At 71.3% G+C, this 16,591-nt stretch carries 14 protein-coding genes; 7 read left to right on the top strand and 7 right to left on the bottom strand.

Going from position 1 to position 16,591, the window contains the following annotated elements; translation table 11 throughout:
- The first annotated feature begins 59 nt into the window (after positions 1-59).
- Positions 60-1,340, top strand: coding sequence for an HDOD domain-containing protein (locus IPK24_20650; GenBank protein ID MBK8077898.1), 1,281 nt, complete (start codon positions 60-62; stop codon positions 1,338-1,340).
- 18 nt (positions 1,341-1,358) lie between these two features.
- Here IPK24_20650 and IPK24_20645 read toward each other — a convergent pair whose 3' ends face one another.
- Entirely contained in the window at positions 1,359-2,252 is an 894-nt protein-coding gene (locus IPK24_20645) for a type II secretion system F family protein (GenBank protein ID MBK8077897.1), read from the bottom strand.
- Complete coding sequence (locus tag IPK24_20640) at positions 2,249-3,202, bottom strand: type II secretion system F family protein (GenBank protein ID MBK8077896.1); 954 nt, start codon at positions 3,200-3,202, stop codon at positions 2,249-2,251. Before IPK24_20640 ends, IPK24_20645 begins: the two co-directional genes overlap by 4 nt.
- Positions 3,203-3,342: 140 nt before the next feature.
- On the opposite strand from IPK24_20640, the gene IPK24_20635 reads away from it, so the two are divergent.
- Positions 3,343-4,998 carry an acetyl-CoA carboxyl transferase gene (locus IPK24_20635; GenBank protein MBK8077895.1) on the top strand — a complete coding sequence of 552 codons (1,656 nt, stop codon included), beginning with the start codon at positions 3,343-3,345 and terminating at the stop codon, positions 4,996-4,998.
- Positions 4,999-5,225: 227 nt separating this feature from the next.
- Positions 5,226-7,091, top strand: coding sequence for a DUF222 domain-containing protein (locus IPK24_20630; protein ID MBK8077894.1), 1,866 nt, complete (start codon positions 5,226-5,228; stop codon positions 7,089-7,091).
- A 26-nt stretch (positions 7,092-7,117) separates the two neighbouring features.
- On the opposite strand, the gene IPK24_20625 is transcribed toward IPK24_20630, so the two are convergent.
- From IPK24_20625 to IPK24_20615, 3 genes are read right to left on the bottom strand one after another with little or no spacing between them, the layout of a single operon-like run.
- Positions 7,118-8,632: a CpaF family protein gene (locus tag IPK24_20625; protein ID MBK8077893.1), complete on the bottom strand. Its 1,515-nt coding sequence runs from the start codon at positions 8,630-8,632 to the stop codon at positions 7,118-7,120.
- Positions 8,629-9,420: a hypothetical protein gene (locus IPK24_20620; GenBank protein ID MBK8077892.1), complete on the bottom strand. Its 792-nt coding sequence runs from the start codon at positions 9,418-9,420 to the stop codon at positions 8,629-8,631. The genes IPK24_20625 and IPK24_20620 overlap by 4 nt, the downstream gene beginning before the upstream one ends.
- Entirely contained in the window at positions 9,417-10,136 is a 720-nt protein-coding gene (locus tag IPK24_20615) for a hypothetical protein (protein ID MBK8077891.1), read from the bottom strand. Before IPK24_20615 ends, IPK24_20620 begins: the two co-directional genes overlap by 4 nt.
- 338 nt (positions 10,137-10,474) lie before the next feature.
- Here IPK24_20615 and IPK24_20610 point away from each other — a divergent pair, with 338 nt between their 5' ends.
- Together IPK24_20610 and IPK24_20605 are read left to right on the top strand one after the other, a co-directional pair.
- Positions 10,475-10,999 carry a peptidylprolyl isomerase gene (locus IPK24_20610; protein MBK8077890.1) on the top strand — a complete coding sequence of 175 codons (525 nt, stop codon included), beginning with the start codon at positions 10,475-10,477 and terminating at the stop codon, positions 10,997-10,999.
- A gap of 35 nt (positions 11,000-11,034) precedes the next feature.
- Positions 11,035-11,895 carry a rhomboid family intramembrane serine protease gene (locus tag IPK24_20605; protein MBK8077889.1) on the top strand — a complete coding sequence of 287 codons (861 nt, stop codon included), beginning with the start codon at positions 11,035-11,037 and terminating at the stop codon, positions 11,893-11,895.
- Positions 11,896-11,915: 20 nt separating this feature from the next.
- On the opposite strand, the gene IPK24_20600 is transcribed toward IPK24_20605, so the two are convergent.
- Positions 11,916-13,481, bottom strand: coding sequence for a carboxypeptidase regulatory-like domain-containing protein (locus IPK24_20600; protein ID MBK8077888.1), 1,566 nt, complete (start codon positions 13,479-13,481; stop codon positions 11,916-11,918).
- 222 nt (positions 13,482-13,703) lie between these two features.
- Here IPK24_20600 and zwf point away from each other — a divergent pair, with 222 nt between their 5' ends.
- Entirely contained in the window at positions 13,704-15,176 is a 1,473-nt protein-coding gene (gene zwf / locus IPK24_20595) for a glucose-6-phosphate dehydrogenase (GenBank protein MBK8077887.1), read from the top strand.
- Positions 15,177-15,201: 25 nt separating this feature from the next.
- On the opposite strand, the gene IPK24_20590 is transcribed toward zwf, so the two are convergent.
- Positions 15,202-16,020 (bottom strand): alpha/beta fold hydrolase, encoded by an 819-nt coding sequence (locus IPK24_20590; protein MBK8077886.1) that lies wholly within the window; start codon positions 16,018-16,020, stop codon positions 15,202-15,204.
- Between the two features lie 65 nt (positions 16,021-16,085).
- On the opposite strand from IPK24_20590, the gene IPK24_20585 reads away from it, so the two are divergent.
- A complete protein-coding gene (locus IPK24_20585) occupies positions 16,086-16,478 on the top strand; it encodes a PPOX class F420-dependent oxidoreductase (GenBank protein ID MBK8077885.1) in 393 nt (130 codons plus the stop codon).
- The last annotated feature ends 113 nt before the right edge of the window (positions 16,479-16,591 follow it).

Here is a 16,591-nt window from a genome sequence, read left to right as displayed (position 1 = left end):
ACCTGAGTCGACACAGATCCTGTGTCCAGGCAGGTGGCTCCGACGAAGGGACGGGCGGGGTGAGGAGCAGCACCGTCTCGGCGCAGCTGGCCCGAGCCGTCCACGTCGGGCGCCAGCCCATCCACGACGTCGCCGGCCGGCTCCAGGCGTACGAGCTGCTGTTCCGCAGCGCGGAGGACGCGACCTGCGCCCAGGTCGAGGACGCCGACCTGGCCACCACCACCACGATCCTGGCCGCCTTCTCGGAATTCGATGCCCAGGACCTGCTCGGCGGCCTGCCCGGTTTCGTCAACCTCACCCGGACCTTCCTGACCGGTGGCCTGCCGGTGCCGTTCGAGCCCGAAACGGTCGTGCTCGAGGTGCTCGAGACGGTGCAGTTGGACGACGAGGTGCTCACCGGCGTCCGGCAGTTGCGTGAGATGGGCTACCGGATCGCGCTGGACGACTTCATCTACCGCCCCGAGGCCGAGCCCCTGATCGAGATCGCCTCCATCGTCAAGATCGACGTGCTGGGCCAGACCTGGGAGGAGGTGATGACCACCGTCGAGGCCTGCCGCCGACCGGGGTTGCAGCTGTTGGCCGAGCGGGTCGAGGACGCCGTCATGATGCAGCGCTGCATCGACACCGGCTTCACCCTGTTCCAGGGCTATCACCTGGGCCGACCGCAGACCATGACCACCGGCAGCATCGCCGCCGACCACCTGTTGGCCGTGCAGCTGCTCGCCCGGCTCTCCGGGCCGAACGTCGCCATCCGCGAGATCGAGGCGATCATGCGGACCGACCCCGGCATGGTGCTGCGGCTGCTGCGGGTGGCCAACAGCGCCGCCAACGGCCTGCGGCGCACCGTCTCGACGATCACCGATGCGGTGGTGATGATCGGCCTGAAGAAGCTGCGGGCCTGGATGGTGCTGATCACACTGTCGGAGTCGCGCAATCAGGGGGTCGACACCTCCGTCGCACTGACCCGGGCGCAGACCTGCGAGCAACTCGCCCGCCGGTTGGCCTCGCCCGAGGCCCGGCGCAGCCAGCCGCCCCAGGTGCCGCGGGCCGATCCGGAGACGGCATTCACCCTCGGGTTGCTGGACGGCATCGCCTCGACCCTGGGGATCCCCATCCTGGACATGAAGGCCAGCCTGCCGCCGTTGGGTGAGGACCTGGACGCCGCGATGGCCGGTACCCAGAACGGGCTGCGCGTCGTCCTGGACGCCGTGCGCTATTACGAGGAGGGCAAGCTGAACCAGCTCGCGGCCCTCGGTATTCGCACCACGGACGTCGCGGCGTCCTACCTGGCTGCCCTGGCGTGGACCAGCCAGACCGCCGCGGCCGCCAACGAGGTCTGACCCGCCCGAACGGTTGGCTCAGGTGGTCAACAGCCGCATCAGGGCCGGCGCGGTCAGCAGCACGGCAAAAGTCAATGCCAGGACGGCGCCCGGCAGGGTCAGCCGCTCGGCCGCCCGGTTCACCCGGGCCAGGTCCTCGGTGACCAGCGCTGCCCGGATCGCCGCGGACCGGGCCCGCAGCGTCTGATAGACCGCCGCCCCCTCCTCACCGGACAGGCGCATGATGTCGGCCAGATCGGCCAGGGGATTCAGGTTGAGCCGGCCGGCGAGCCGGGCGAGGGCATCCCACGGCGGCACCCCCGACCAGCGCGACCGGGCCAACTCCTCGGCCAGGCGCCGGAACGGCCAGGAGTCACCCACCTCCGCCGCCGACTCCATGGCCTGGCGCGGGCCGGCGCCGGAGAGCCGTTCCAGGGCCACCAGATCGATGTAGGCCCCGAGTGCCCGGGTGAACTCCTCCCGGGCGCGAGTGGCGTCCGAACGCACGTTGTACTCGGGCAGGAAGCTCAGCGCGATCGCGGTCAGCACCGACGCCACCCCGGTGAACGCCCAGGGAAGCCTGACGCCGACGAGCATCACCAGCGTGCCCGGCAGCAACGGGAAGACCAGCCCGAACAGGGCGTAGAGCAGCTTCTGCCCGTGAAAGCGGGACGTCGGCATGCCGAGCAGGGCCAGATCGGCCGCCGGGGGTGCGGGCAGGGGCAGGTGCCGGTAGAGCCAGCGGCCCACCCGGTCGGGCACCGCGTCGTCCAGCTCGACGGGTGCCGCAGGGGGAGTCAGGCTGTGCTCGGGGTCCAGGCCGTCCAGGGCCGTGGCCAGGTCGGGGTGTGCCGGGATGAAGCGCCAGGCGATCAGGACGGCGCCCAGTCCGAGCAGCCCACCGGCCAGGGCGGCGAGCGAGGTGGCGGTCATCGCGACGCCCCCGCCGTGGCCGTGCCGTCACGCAAGCCCTCACGCAGGCCTTCACGCACGCCCTCCCGAAACCCACGGCCGATGAAGCGCGGCACCCGGGGCGAGCGGGTCATCAGGCGCATCCAGACCAGGCAGCCGGCGTCCAACCCGAGCAGCAGGCCCAGCAGTAGTTGCCCCACCGGGCTGCGGTAGGGGGCGATGTAGTTGGTGTTGAACGCGAACAGCACCAGCGCGACGAGGGTGATCACGGTGACCCAGCGCACGGTGGCACGCGGCTTGTCGCGGTCGGCCTCGACCTGACGGCGGGTGCGGACGTCGGCCGCCACCGATTCGGCCAGGCTCTCGAGCACGGCGGCCAGGCCGGGGCCGCGACGGCGTGAGGCCAAGACCAACTTGGCGGCGATCAGGTCGCCGGTGGCGTCGTCCAGGTCGTCGGCGAAGGCCCGCAGCGCCTCCTCGGTGGGCCACCGGGCGTGCAATCGGCTGACCAGCGTCGACACCTCGCGGTGGATCGGGCGGGGCGCGGCACGCAACGTCACCATGAGCGCCTGCTCCAGTCCGACGCCCACGGTGAGCACCCCGGCGAGCGAGCGAGCCCATTCCTCCAGCGCCTCGAGTCGGGCGATCGGGGCGCCGCTCGGGGCCGCCAACAGCAACGGCAGTCCCGCGATGGCCAGCGGCAGCAGCGGGACGGCGATCACCCAGCCGGTCGTGATCGCCACGCTCAGCCCGGCCGCCACGCCGACGCCGAGCAGCCACCAGGTACGCCGGGTGACCGTGCTGCCCAGGCCGCCCGTGCCGCCTGTGCCGCCTGTGCCGCCCCACAGGCGAGCGCGACGCGCACGCGCCGGACGAGGCGCCGACTCGGGCACGCGCCGCACGCCGGCCACGATCAGCAGGGGTCCGGCGACGAGCAGCGCCCCACCGAGCGCCGCCAGGATTGGTGTCATAGGCGGATCATTCCGCCCCGATCGGACGCATGGCAGCCGTTTGGCCCGGGCGTTGTCACCAGTGGTTGGGCTAGACCGAGGTGAGGGCCGGGTGAGAGCCGGTGCGACCCGTGCGGGTGCCGGCCCGGTAGGGGTGGGCCATGAACGGCACCGACGGCGTCCGCAGCCACAACGACACTCGTCACGACACCGGCAACGACCCTCGCAGCGCCGAGAACGGCAAGGGCACCGGACGCCTGGGCGCGCGGGCCGTCATCGACCGGGTGATCGATCCCGGGAGCTGGGCCGGCTGGGACGGCGCCCCACTGCCGGTGGCCGCACCGGGCAGCGTGTATGCCGCCGAGCTCGATCGCGCCGCCCGGCGGGCCGGCACGGACGAGGCGATCGTCACCGGCCAGGCCCGCATTCGAGGACGCCGCGTGGCGATCATCGCGGGCGAGTTCGCCTTCCTGGCCGGGTCGATCGGCGCCACCGCGGCAGAGCGGATCGTGCGAGCCTTCGAACGCGCCCGGATCGAGGGGTTACCGCTGCTCGCCGCGCCGTCGTCCGGGGGTACGCGGATGCAGGAGGGCACCCCGGCGTTCGTCGCGATGGTCAAGATCTCGGCCGCGGTGGCGGCGTTCAAGGCTGACGGGCTGCCCTATCTGGTCTACCTGCGCCACCCCACCACCGGCGGCGTGTTCGCCTCGTGGGGCTCGCTTGGGCATGTCACCGTCGCCGAGCCCGGGGCGCTGGTGGGCTTTCTGGGGCCACGGGTCTACGAGGCGTTGTACGGCCAGCCGTTCCCGCCGGGGGTGCAGACCGCCGAGAACCTGCACGCCCGCGGGTTGATCGATGCCGTGCTGCCGGTCGAGCAGCTGGCCGACATCGCCGCTCGCACGCTGAACCTGCTGATGGCCCCCCGCGAGGAGCGGCCGCCGGTGTTCACATTGCCACGCGAACCGCTGCCCACGGTGTCGGCGTGGGAGTCGATCCAGCGCTCGCGACGTCCCGAACGGCCGAGCGTGCGCGCACTGTTGAAGCTGGGCGCTACCGACGTGGTGCCGCTGCACGGCACCAACCAGGGTGAGTACGACCCGGCACTGATGTTGGCGCTGGCCCGGTTCGGTGGCGCGGCGTGCGTCGTCCTGGGTCAGAACCGGCGCGGGCAGAGCGTGGAGCGGCCGCTGTCGCCGTCCGGATTGCGTGCCGCGCGGCGGGGCATGCGGCTGGCTGCCGAGCTGAAGCTGCCGCTGGTGAGCGTGATCGACACGGCGGGGGCGGCGCTGTCGCGCGAGGCCGAGGAGGGGGGTCTGGCCGGCGAGATCGCCCGGTGCCTGTCGGAGTTGGTGACGCTGAACGCACCGACGGTGTGCGTGCTGCTCGGCGAGGGCACCGGCGGTGGGGCACTGGCGTTGATGCCGGCCGACAAGGTGATCTGTGCCCAGCACTCGTGGCTGTCGCCGCTGCCCCCCGAGGGAGCCGCCGCCATCTTGTACCGAGATCCCTTGCGCGCAGCGGAACTCGCTGCGGTCCAGGGGGTCCGGTCCATCGATCTACTCGCTGCGGGGATCGTCGACCGGGTGGTGGCCGAGTATCCGGACGCCGCGGACGAGCCGGCCGAGTTCTGCGCGCGGATGTCCCACGTGCTGGCCTACGAGTTGGGCAAGCTGCTGGGCATGGACCCCTCCCGCCGACTGCGCGATCGATTGGCGCGCTATCGCACGTTGGACGTGGGGATCTCGAACGTCGTGGCCCCGGGAGGTCAGTCCACGAGGGCTGCGACGGCCTCGATCTCCACGAGCTGGTCGGGATAGCCCAACACCGTCACCGCTCTCAGCACCGTCACCGCTCCCAGCACCGCCACCGCTCTTCTGGTGCGCGGCGCTCTTGCTGGGTCCGCTCGTCCACTGCGGGTGGGCAAAGGTGACCGAGCAGCTGCTCTGTGACAGTGATTTCCTTCACAAAAATCGTTGCGCTGGAAGGGTTTCCACTCCGCTGCCGACAGGGGTGATTGTCGGTGGTCGCCCGTAACGTCTGATCCATGGAACCGGAGCAGACACCCACCCCGGACGGCGACCCCGCCGCCGGGAACGGAGACCTGCCCGGCACCCCGGATGGCGACGCCGACGCGGTCGGTGGTGGTGCCTCGCCGATCACGGCGCTCCTGGACGAGGTCTCGGCGCAGGTCCGCTCGTTGCATACCGCGCCCACCCTGACCCTGTCGGATGTCGAGCTGCGCGACGCGCTCATCGCGGTGCACCGGTTGGCGAACCAGGTCGAGGCCGCCACCGTGCACTTGGTGCGGTCGTTGGATGATCGGCCCGAGGCGATGCCGACCTGCGTGCCCGGCAAGGTCGCCGCGACGTTCCTGGTGCACGCGCTCCGGGTCGATCCGGGTACCGCGGCCCGCGACGTCGCCGCGGCTCGTGCTCTGGACCCGGACGGCGCCGGGGTCGGCGTCGATGCCGGTGATGCGGATGCGGCCGGTCTGGGTGGTGCTGGGGTATCGGGGTTGCCGGAGGTCGGGGCGGCGTTGGCTGCCGGGGACATCTCCCGACGTCATGTCGATCATGCGGTCGGGTGTCTGGCCCGCATCGACCGGGACGTGCTGGCGCACGTGGACCCGGACGGGATCTCCGGGATCCGACGGGTGGATGAGTTCCTGGCCGAACAGGCCCGCCAGCATGCCCCGCACGTGTTCCGGCGGCTGTGCACCCAACTCGAAGAAGCGTTGAACCCCGATCAGGGCTTCGACCCGACGGCTCACGAGAAGCGGTTCCTGCACCTGGGCACCGACGCCAACGGGATGCTCATCGGCCGGTTCGCGTTGTCCCCCGCGGACGGATTGCTCGTCCGGAACGTGATCCATGCGTTGAGCAAGCCCACCACGGCCGGCACGACCACCGACGCCGAGGCGGACACCGAGGCGGGTGGGGACGGGCAGGTGCAGGTCGAACTGCCGTTACGTGACCCCAGGACCGCGGCGCAACGCCGCGCGGACGCCTTGACGCAGCTGGCTCGCCTGGCCCTGCACCGCGGCACCGACCCCGACGCAGATCCCGACACCAGCACCGACCACGGCAACGACCACGGCGACGGCACGGTCAGCGGCGACAGCGACGGCGACAGCGACAGCACGGTCAGCCGCGACGGCGACGGCAGAGTCAGCGGTGACGGCAGTGGCAGTGACGAAGATGGCAGGGACGGTGGCCGTGGCCGTGGCGAGGATGGCGGCGGCTCAGCGTCGGCTGCCAAGCCGATGACACCCCAGGCCACCGCGCCCGCCACCCGTCCCGCACCCACCCGGCGCACGCCCACCCCACCACCGTCCACGGGCGTGCACATCTCGTTGATCGCCACCCTCGACCAACTCACCGCCGCCCTCACCCCGCAACCCACCCCTGGGGCCGGGTTGGGCAGCGACCTCGGACCCGGTGGCGGACCCCTACCCCGCCATGTCCTGGCCCAGATGCTCTGCCAGAGCCTGATCTCCCCGACCCTGCTCGACAGCAGCGGAGCCGTCCTGGCTCAAGGCCGAGCCCAACGCCTGGCCACCCCCGCCCAACGCCGCGCCGTGTTCGCCCGAGACCGCGGCTGCATCATCCCCGGCTGCACCGCGCCACCGGACTGGTGCGACGTCCACCACGTCGTGCCCTGGGCTCAGGGCGGCCTCACCGACGTCGACAAGATGGCCCTGGTCTGCGACCGCGACCACACCGGCGTCCACGCCGGGATCTGGACCATCACCATGATCAACGGCGTGCCCTGGGTCATCCCACCGGTCTGGATCGACCCACTCCAACGACCACAACGCAACACCCTGCACGACGACGAACACGCCGCCCACCGGCTCGCCCGACACCTGGCCCAGCAACTCGAACTCGATCTGAGGGACGACCCGCCATGACCACTCGCCGGCCGAGGTGCCAGGAGCTAGCGCAGCCTGGCCGCTGCCGCCTGGGCGTACCCGGCCAGGTCGAAGCCGTGGTCGGCCAGGGCGCGGTACTCATCCGGCAGCACCCCGGGCACGCCGCGCCGGAACACATGGGTGTGGGCCGGGCCATCCTCACCGGGCTGCACCGCGACGATCTCATCGACGTAGCGGCGCCGTATCGGTTGCCCCAGGGCATCGGTGCGCACCTCGAGCGCCAGGTGCACGATGAGGTCGATGTGCTCGGCCACCACCCGCTCGGCGTAGTCGACGGTCACCTGCGGGCCGGCCTCCAGCGCACACGTCACCAGCTTGCGAATCGCCCCGACCGCGCTGGCGGCATGGGTGGTCGACATCGACCCGGCACCGGACTGCATGGCCTTGAACATGGCCAGCACCTCGCGGCCACGCACCTCACCGACGATCTGCCGGTCGAGATTGAACCGGAACGAGTCGTACAGACAGTCGTCGAGCGTGATCTCACCCGCCTGGCGACCGTCCGGGCCGCGCTCACCCGAGCCGGGCCGCGCCTCCCAGGCGGTCACCGTGCTGGCGCGGTCGGGCAGCTCGTGCAGGAACAGCTCGTACTCGGTCTCGAACGTGCCGATCCGCTCCCAGGGCGGCAGCTCCTCGGCGAGTGCCCGGATCATCGTGGTCTTGCCGGCGCCCTGCGAGCCCGAGACCACCACCGACCGCCGGGTCCTGATGGCCGCGGCCAGGAACGAGGCCATCAGGGGCGTCAGCATGTCGCGATCGACCAGATCGTCGAGGGTCACCCGGCGCAGCCGGTGCCGCCGGATCACCACGACGGGGCGCGGGGTGATCCAGGCCGTCGCGGCCAGGCGCGCACCGCCGTCCAGGGTCAGGTGAAGGCTGGGCCGGGACGGACTGAACGGGCGGGCGTTCCCGCTACTGCGCGAGGCGATGAACGCCAGGAAGTCGAGCAGTTCCTCGTCGGAGTCGGCCACCGGCGGCCCCGGAGCCCGGCTGCCGTCGGCGAAGTGCAGCGTGACCCGGTCATATCCGTTGACCTCGATGTTCTCGACCCGGTCGTCGTCCACCAACGGCTGCAACCGGCCCAGGCCGAACAACGCGTCGTAGACCGCGCGGGCCAGCGCCCGTTGCGCCGGCACGTCGAACGGCATGCCGCCCGTGGTCAGCGCCGAGCGGGCCTGATCCTCGAGCAACTCGACGATGATGGTGCGGCCCAGCTCGCGCTGCCCGACGGCGTCCAGGGCGATGGCGCGCTCGTGCATCGCCGTGGTCAACCGGTCGGAGGCCTTGACCCGCAACGTGTTCACCAGGGTCCAGTCCAATGCCCAGTCCTGCGGCGCCGGTGCGGACGACGCCACGGTGGGCAGCGGTGGTGGCGGTGTCGACGGTGGTGTCGACGGTGTCGAGGGTGACGCTGTCGAGGGTGGCGTATCGATGGCCCCAGCCGCGAACAACGGCAGCGCGCCCAGGTCGACGGCCGATGCGGCCTGCCCCTCGGGCTGCTGCGCCCGGGTCTGGCTCATCCGAGCACTCCGGCGGCGCGACCCGAGGCCAACCGGGCGCGATTCGCCGCAGCGAACACATCGAGCGCCTCCGCAGCGGTCCGCAGCGCCGGCGCCAGGGCACCACGCTGCAACCGGCGCGAGGCCTCCCCGAGATGAATGGCCTGAGCCGAGGCCGGGTCCCACGGCAGCGTGGCCACCGGCGGCAGCCCCAGCACCGACTTGATCTCGGCAGTGCCGAACGGACGCCCCGGCCCGACCAGCAGCAACCCCAGGTGGTGCCCCATCCCCACCGCCGTGAAGCGGTCGAGCAGACTGCGCGCCCACTCCCGGGCCGCCGAGATCGCCGGCAACGTGGCCCGGCAGGTGAGCAGGACGGCGTCCGCGGCGTCCAGGATCGGTTGCGGCGCATGGGCCAACCCGAGCCGGCCGGCATCGACGATCACATCGGTGCCCGAGCCGTCCAGCTCGGCCAGCACCCGGGCCAGGTCCGGCCAGATCGCGGCCACCGCCGGGGCGTGAGTGTGCGAGCGGACCCCCGAGATCAGATCGATCTCGGTGTCCGGCACCCGGATGACCACCTCGGGGATCGCCGCCCTCAGGTCGCCATACGCCTGAGCCATGGCCAGATCGACCAGGCCCCGGTGATGCGGCGGCCGACCGTGGAACCACCCGGCGAGGATCGGCGAGCCTCCGGTCGGGTCGGCGTCCACCAGCAGCGTCGGCCGGGTGCGACTCAAGGCCACCCCGAAGGCCGAGGTCGTCACCCCCGGCGCACCGGAGGCCGAGACGAGAACGGTCAGCGTCATCGCGCCGCAGAATCCAGCACCAGCGCGATGCGTCCGGTCGCGACCAGCGCCGACACCTGGGGGGCCACCTGGGTCGGCACGCTCACGGTCACCAGGCTGTGGCCGTCGGGCGAGACCGACGTCGAGACCACGGTCGCGGCCAGTACGGTCGGCGCCTGGTCGGGCAGCGGCTCCTGCTGCCGTGGCGTGGCCACCACCCTGACCCGGTCACCGGATCGCAGCGGCTGGCCTGGTAGCTGCCCCGGGGAGAGCCACACCCCCACCAGCGACTGCCCGGCCACCGGCAGCGGCTGGGCGTCGAACGAGCCCTGCACCACCAGCCCACCCGCGGGCAGGTCCACCGTCGCGCGTTGCCCCACCACGGACGGCAACTGTCCGGCCGCGATCACCTTCAGCGCGGGGTCGACCGAGATGTTGACCGTCATCAGGTTCTGCTCGGTGATCACCTCGCCGCGATCGACGGCCTCGCGGACGGCGACCACCGGCTGGGTGTGGCCGACCCGGGTGACGAGCCAGGTCGTGATCAGCGCGCCGAGGGCGACCGCGAGAACACCGATCACCAGGAACATCGGGCGACGACGCAACCGTGGCGGACCGGTCAGTCCGGCCGGCCGGGCGGTGGAATCGCGAGCGCCGGACGTCGCAGCAGCCCCGGTCGACCCCGCGGGTCGCGTCGTCCCGTTCGGTGCCGTGGGGGACGGCGCGACGTCGGTCACCTGCTACCCCCGGACCGCCCGCTCACCGGCTCAACCCCTCGAAGATCTCGTCGACCGCCGTCAGCGGCCCACCGTATCGGCACGTGGCGGGAGAATTCGGGGCATTCGATCGAAAGCAGACTGGTCGATGTTGTTGACGGTGTTGCTGTCGGTGCGGCTCTCGGTGTTGCTGCCCGTGAGGACCTCCACCGCACGACCGCCGGCGGCGCCCGTGCGAGGATGAAGCCCGCCGGATCACGACACCGGCCCGACCTGGTCGCGACCGGCGACCGGATCGCAGAGAAGGTTCCTTGGACGAAGGGGAAGTGCCACCGGTGAACGACGCCTCGATCGCGACACTGAAGGCCACGCTGCACACCAACCGCGGCGACATTCGGCTTCAGCTGTTCGGCAACCACGCCCCCAAGACGGTGGCCAACTTCGTCGAGCTCGCCGAGGGCACCCGCTCGTGGAAGGACCCCCGGACCGGGCAGCCCGGCACCGGCCGCTACTTCGACGGCCTCGGCTTCCACCGCGTCATCGCCGGCTTCATGATCCAGGGCGGCTGCCCGCTCGGCACCGGTACCGGCGGCCCGGGCTACGACTTCGACGACGAGATCCACCCCGAGCTGAACTTCGCCCAGCCCTACGTGCTGGCGATGGCGAATGCCGGCAAGCGGATGGGCAAGGGCACCAACGGTTCGCAGTTCTTCATCACCGTCGGCCCGACCCCGCACCTGCAGGGCAAGCACACCGTCTTCGGAGTGGTCGCCGACGCGGCCAGCCGCGCGGTCGTCGACGCGATCGCCGGCACCGCCGTCGACCGCAGCGACCGGCCCGTCGACCCGGTCGTGATGACCAGCGTGACCATCGACCGCGAGTGACCCAACGGCCGCCGTCCGGACCGCCTGTCGGGGGGATGCCCCCGGCAGGCGGTGTTCCGGTGTGCCCGAGGCACCCGGATCGCGAGTCCTACATCCGCTGCCAGCGCTGCGACCGACCGGTGTGCACCGAGTGTCAGCGCTCGGCGCCGGTGGGGTTCCAGTGCGTCGACTGTGTGGCCGCGCAGGCCAAGACGGTGCGCACGGCGCGGACGACGTTCGGCGGCTCGGTACAGCGCAACGGACTCAGCGCCACCACGGCGATCATGGGGTTGTGCGGTGTCGCCTATGCGCTGCAGTGGGTGGGCGCGTTCGACATCACCCGGCAGTTCATGTTCGTTCCGGCCTTCGCCCTGCGCGAACCGTGGACCTTCCTGACCTCGGCGTTCCTGCACTCGCCGAACTTCCTGCTGCACATCGTGTTCAACATGTACGCGCTCTGGCTCGGCGGGCCCTATCTCGAGAGCCTCGTCGGCCGCGCGCGCTTCGTGGCGCTCTACCTGCTGAGCGCCGTCGGCGGATCGGTCGGGCTGTTCCTGTTGGCCACCCCGGGCGTCACCTCGCAGAGCTGGTGGACCGGTGCCGTCGGCGCCTCCGGGGCGGTCTTCGGCCTCTGGGGCGCGATCATGATCTTCAACCGCAAGCTCGGCCGTGACAACGGCGGCATGATCGCCCTGCTGCTGATCAACACCGTGATCGGGTTCTACCCCGGGCTGTCCATCGCCTGGCAGGCCCACCTGGGTGGACTGGTCACCGGGGCGCTCGCCGGCGTCGTCCTGGCGTATGCCCCCCGCGAGCGGCGCACACTCCTGCAGCCGTTCGGGCTGGCGGCGCTCGTCGTCCTGCTGGGCGTCCTGGTGATGCTCAAGGCCGCCACCGTGCCCGACGGACTGATCTGAGCCTCAACCTGAACTGAGCCTCAACCGCCGCTGCCGGTGAAGGTGCCGCCCCCGGACAGCTGGCCCTGCACGTACCGCCAGCTACCGGTCACCGTGCCGGTGCGCGAGATCGTGCCGCTGAACTCCGCCGCTCCCGAGGTGCCCCGCGCGGTGAGGCTCAGCGAACCGTCGCCGGCGATCCGGCCCGAGACGCGACCGATCACACCGGGGTAGGTGCTCGACACGGTCTGCCCGCTCACCCGCCCTGCGGAGTCGACTCGGGCGAGGAACGTTCCACTCTCGGCCCCGGAATAGGTGCCGCGATAGGTGCCGGTGAAGGCGCCCTGCCCGGTGGACGCCGCCGCGGATCGGGTCGGCGTGGGGCGGCCCGGCGTGGTGGCGGCCCCCGCAGTCGACAGCACCGACGGCAGGGTGAGCAGGGGCAGCGCGAAGGTCAGCGTGGCCGCCGGTTTCTCGATCACGACGCACGGCAGTTGGCGCACCTCGCCCCGAGCGAGCGCGCGAATCGGCACCGGGGCGAACCGCACGGGGCTCGCGATCGAGTACAGCTCGAGCGCGACGCCCGAGGGCACCGCCGCCTCGAAACGGCCGTCCGCTCCGGGCAGCCCCATCGTTCCGAACCAGCCGATGCCCCGGACCCCGGCGAACACCATCGACACCGGTTTGCCCTGCGGGTCGACGAAGCACCCCCGCAGGGTGGCCGGTGAGTCGATGACGATGTCGGCGTTCCACACCGTGAAATGCGAGACCGTGCCCTGCAGGGTCCCGTCACCCTGCCGGGTGGCCGATCCGTCGCGCTGCCACACCTGCGCCTGCTCGTCGTAGAACCACAACGGCACGGTGGTGGCCTCGCGCGCCACCGAACTCGGTGGGAAGCGCAGCGTGGCCGGGGCACCCTCACGCAACAGCAACGGCGCGCCGTCCGGATCGGTGAGCGTCGTCTCGATCACGCCCACCGAACGGATCATCCGCTCGGAGCCGTCCATGCCGCGGTAGGGGGCGGGGAACGCCTGCACCCCTTCGGCCGTGTCGGGCGAGAAATAGCTGACATCGGCCGTCACGGTGCCGGCGTAGATCGACCCGTCGGCGCGGGTGAGGGTGCCGGGGGGAATGCGCACCTGCGCGCCTCGGGTGGTGATCGTGGCGCCTGCTGCCGCGGCGAACCGTTTGGTGACCTGGCTGGCGAACAGGCGGATCGGCACGTCGAGCCGGGCGCCTGCGGTCACCGGCACCTCGCGCGCGACGGTGGAGTAGCCGGCATGACGAGCCAGCAGGGTCATGGTCGTGCCCGAAGGCTCGACGGTCAGGGCGAACCGACCGTCCGCCGCGGTGGTGGCCTGCTGCCCGGCGGCGCTGACCAGGGTGCCGGCGAGCGGCGCTCCCCGTCCGTCGCGCACCTCACCGATCAGCGCCACCGACGACACCGAGGCCGACACCGAGACGGACGACGACACCACAGTCCGCGGCGAACTCGCGGTGGCACCCGACGGCACGACGTCCTGGCTGCAGCCCGCCAGACCCACGGCGAGCAGACCGGCAACCGAGCCGGCGAGCCAGCGCGCCGGCAGCGGAACGAGGCGCGTCACGCGACGCAACGGTGCAGGGTTCGGCACAGCGGAGTCCATCCCATCGTGTCGGTCGGGGCACAGGCGGGTCCGGGCCGGGTGCACGGCGCCGGGTCACGGGCATCGCATCCTCCCTCACGCCGGGGGTGGACTGCCGGACAATGCGTGATCACGCCCCTGTCGTGCCCGGGATCTGCGACGTCACGGGTTTCCAACCAGGACGCCGTCCGGGACCCTGGTCCCATGTCCGCCACCTCCGGGTCCACCGCGCCCACGACCGTCATCTTGTTCGGCGCGACCGGGGACCTCTCCCGGCGCAAACTGCTGCCCGGTCTGCTCCATCTGTTCCAGAGCGGCCTGATGCGCAACGTCCAGATCGTCGGGACGTCGCTGGAACCGCACGACCGGGACTCCTTCGTCGAGTTCACCCAGCGCGCCATCCTCGACTTCAGCCGCCATACCGGCGAGCAGCCCGCCGAGTGGGACGACTTCGCGGGCCGGCTGCACTTCGCCCCCGGGCAGGACGGCGCAGCCGGGCTGCGAGCCGTGGTCGAGCAGGCAGAGCGGGCCGAGCAGAACCTCGATCCCGACCGGCGAGCCAACCGGCTGCACTACCTCAGCGTGCCCCCGAAGGCCGCACTGGCCGTCGTCCACCTGCTCGACGAGGCGAAGCTGGCCGAGGGCAGCCGAATCATCATGGAGAAGCCGTTCGGCACCGACCTGGCCTCGGCGCAGGCACTGAACCACGAGTTGCACCAGGTGTTCGACGAGGACCAGATCTTCCGGATAGACCACTTCCTGGGCAAGGAGGCAGCCCAGAACATCCTGGCGTTCCGGTTCGCCAACGGGTTGTTCGAGCCCATCTGGCACCGCAACCACATCGATCACGTCCAGATCGACGTGCCCGAGGCGCTCGGTCTCGAGCAGCGCGCGTCGTTCTACGAGGCCACCGGCGCCTACCGCGACATGGTGGTCACCCATCTGTTCCAGGTGCTGGCGTTCACCGCGATGGAGCCGCCCACGGCGCTCGAGCCGATGGCGATCACCGAGGAGAAGAACAAGGTCTTCCGCTCGATGCTGCCGATCGAGCCGAGCGACGTGGTGCGGGGTCAGTATGTGGGCTATCGCGACATCGACGGTGTCGCAACGGATTCGGAGACCGAGACCTTCATCGCGCTGAAGTGCTACATCGACAACTGGCGTTGGGCCGGCGTCCCGTTCTATCTGCGCACCGGCAAGAAGCTCGCCGAGGGTGCCCGGATCATCTCGATCGCGTTCAAGGAGCCGCCGCGCACCATGTTCCCGCCCGGCTCCGGCGTGGGTGACCACGGGCCGGACCACCTGACCTTCGACCTGGCGGACACGGCCAAGTTGTCGTTGTCGTTCTACGGCAAGAAGCCCGGCCCGGGCATGAAGCTGCAGAAGCTGTCGATGCAGTTCGCCATGCAGGACACCGACTGGGCCGGCTCGGTGCTCGAGGCCTACGAGCGCCTGATCTACGACGCCGCCCGCGGCGACCGCACCCTGTTCACCACCGCCGACGGCATCGAGCGACTGTGGGAACTGTCCTCACCGCTGCTCGAGAACCCACCGGTGGTGCGGCCGTACAGCACGGGCAGTTGGGGGCCGAACCAGATCCACCAGCTGATCGCGCCGTTCGCCTGGCGGTTGCCGTTCGAGCGCACCTGGCGTGACCCGAACGCCATGGGGTCCTGACGCACGTGTTCTGAGAGAACAGCTCTCAGGCGGGGACGCCGTCCAGCCAGGTGCGCACGGCGTCGTGGTAGGCGTCGGGCTGATCGACCATGATCCAGTGCCCGGTGTCGAAACCGCGGACGCCGCACCCGCGCCTGGCCTCGAGCACGTCCAGCCAGTGCGCGGAGTGGAACGAGAACGGCTTGCGCCGTCCGTAACAGAACAGCACCGGCACGGAGTCGAACACGGTGTCGAGCCGGGCCATGCCGCGACGCCCGCCCAAGGAGCCGAGCACCTGGACGGCGTAGGGGTAGTTCTGCTGCCAGCCGATCCGGCCCGCGGGGGTCGGGCAGCCCAACCACCCCGCGATCCGGCGGGTGAGGGCGGTGGCCGGGCGGGGCGCCCGGCGTCCCAGCAGCCAGAGCAGGGCGAGAGGGAGTTGGTAGCCGCCGATCAGGGCCTTCTGCCGCAGGGTGAGGCCGTGCAGATGCGCCGGCGAGCCGGCATCGCCGACGTCGGTCACCACCGCTCGAGCCACCCGCTCGGGGTATCGCCGTGCGTAGGCGGCGCCGAACAGGCACCCCCAGTCGTGCAGCAGCAAGGTCACCGGCTGGTCCGGGCTCACCTGGTCGACGACGGCGGCGATGAGATCGGTCAGCTGGTGCACCGACATCGACCGCGGGGGCAGGTCGACGTCGAAGCCGGGCAGCGTGAACCGGACGCAGCGGTACCCGTCGCGCAGGGCCGCGACGGTGGCGTCCCACAGGGCCGCCGAGTCGGGCCAGCCGTGCAGCAGCAGGAGGGTTGGGCCGCTGCCCTCGACGTGGACCGTCAGACCGTGGATCTCGAGAGTGTCGGCCGGCATCCCCGCACGGTACGGGACCGACGACGGGGTACGACACCGTCGGGTCGGCCGCGTAAGGTCACCGCATGATCGATGCTGCTGCCCTGGACGTGCTCGGCGAGTCCGCCTACGTCCGGCTGACCACCTTCCGCAAGAACGGCGCAGCGGTGCCGACGCCGGTGTGGGTGGTCCGGGACGGCGACCACCTCCTGGTCACCACCAACGCCACGGCGGGCAAGGTGAAGCGGCTCGGGCACACCCCGCGGGTCTCGCTGGTGCCGTGCGACGTCCGAGGCCGGGTGGCGGACGGCGCGCCCGAGCACGAGGCCACCGCGATCGTGATCCGGGACGCCGACCAGCAGCGCCGCCTGAACCAGTTGTTGATCGCCAAGTACGGCATCCAGGCCCGACTGTTGTTGATCGGCAGCCGGATCCGCCGCGCCGAGTCGGCCTGCGTGGACATCTCCCCCGGCACCTGACCCCCGCGACAGACTCCACCCCCAACCCGCTCATGCTCCGCGGGTGACGTCTCGTGCTCCGTGAGGAAGCGCGTCAGCGCGACCTCAGCGGAGCATCGAGTGTCACCTGCGGA

It is taken from the genome of Kineosporiaceae bacterium (genome assembly GCA_016713225.1).
In the GTDB taxonomy this organism is placed as follows: domain Bacteria; phylum Actinomycetota; class Actinomycetes; order Actinomycetales; family Kineosporiaceae; genus JADJPO01.
This window is presented reverse-complemented; position numbering and strand designations above follow the sequence as displayed.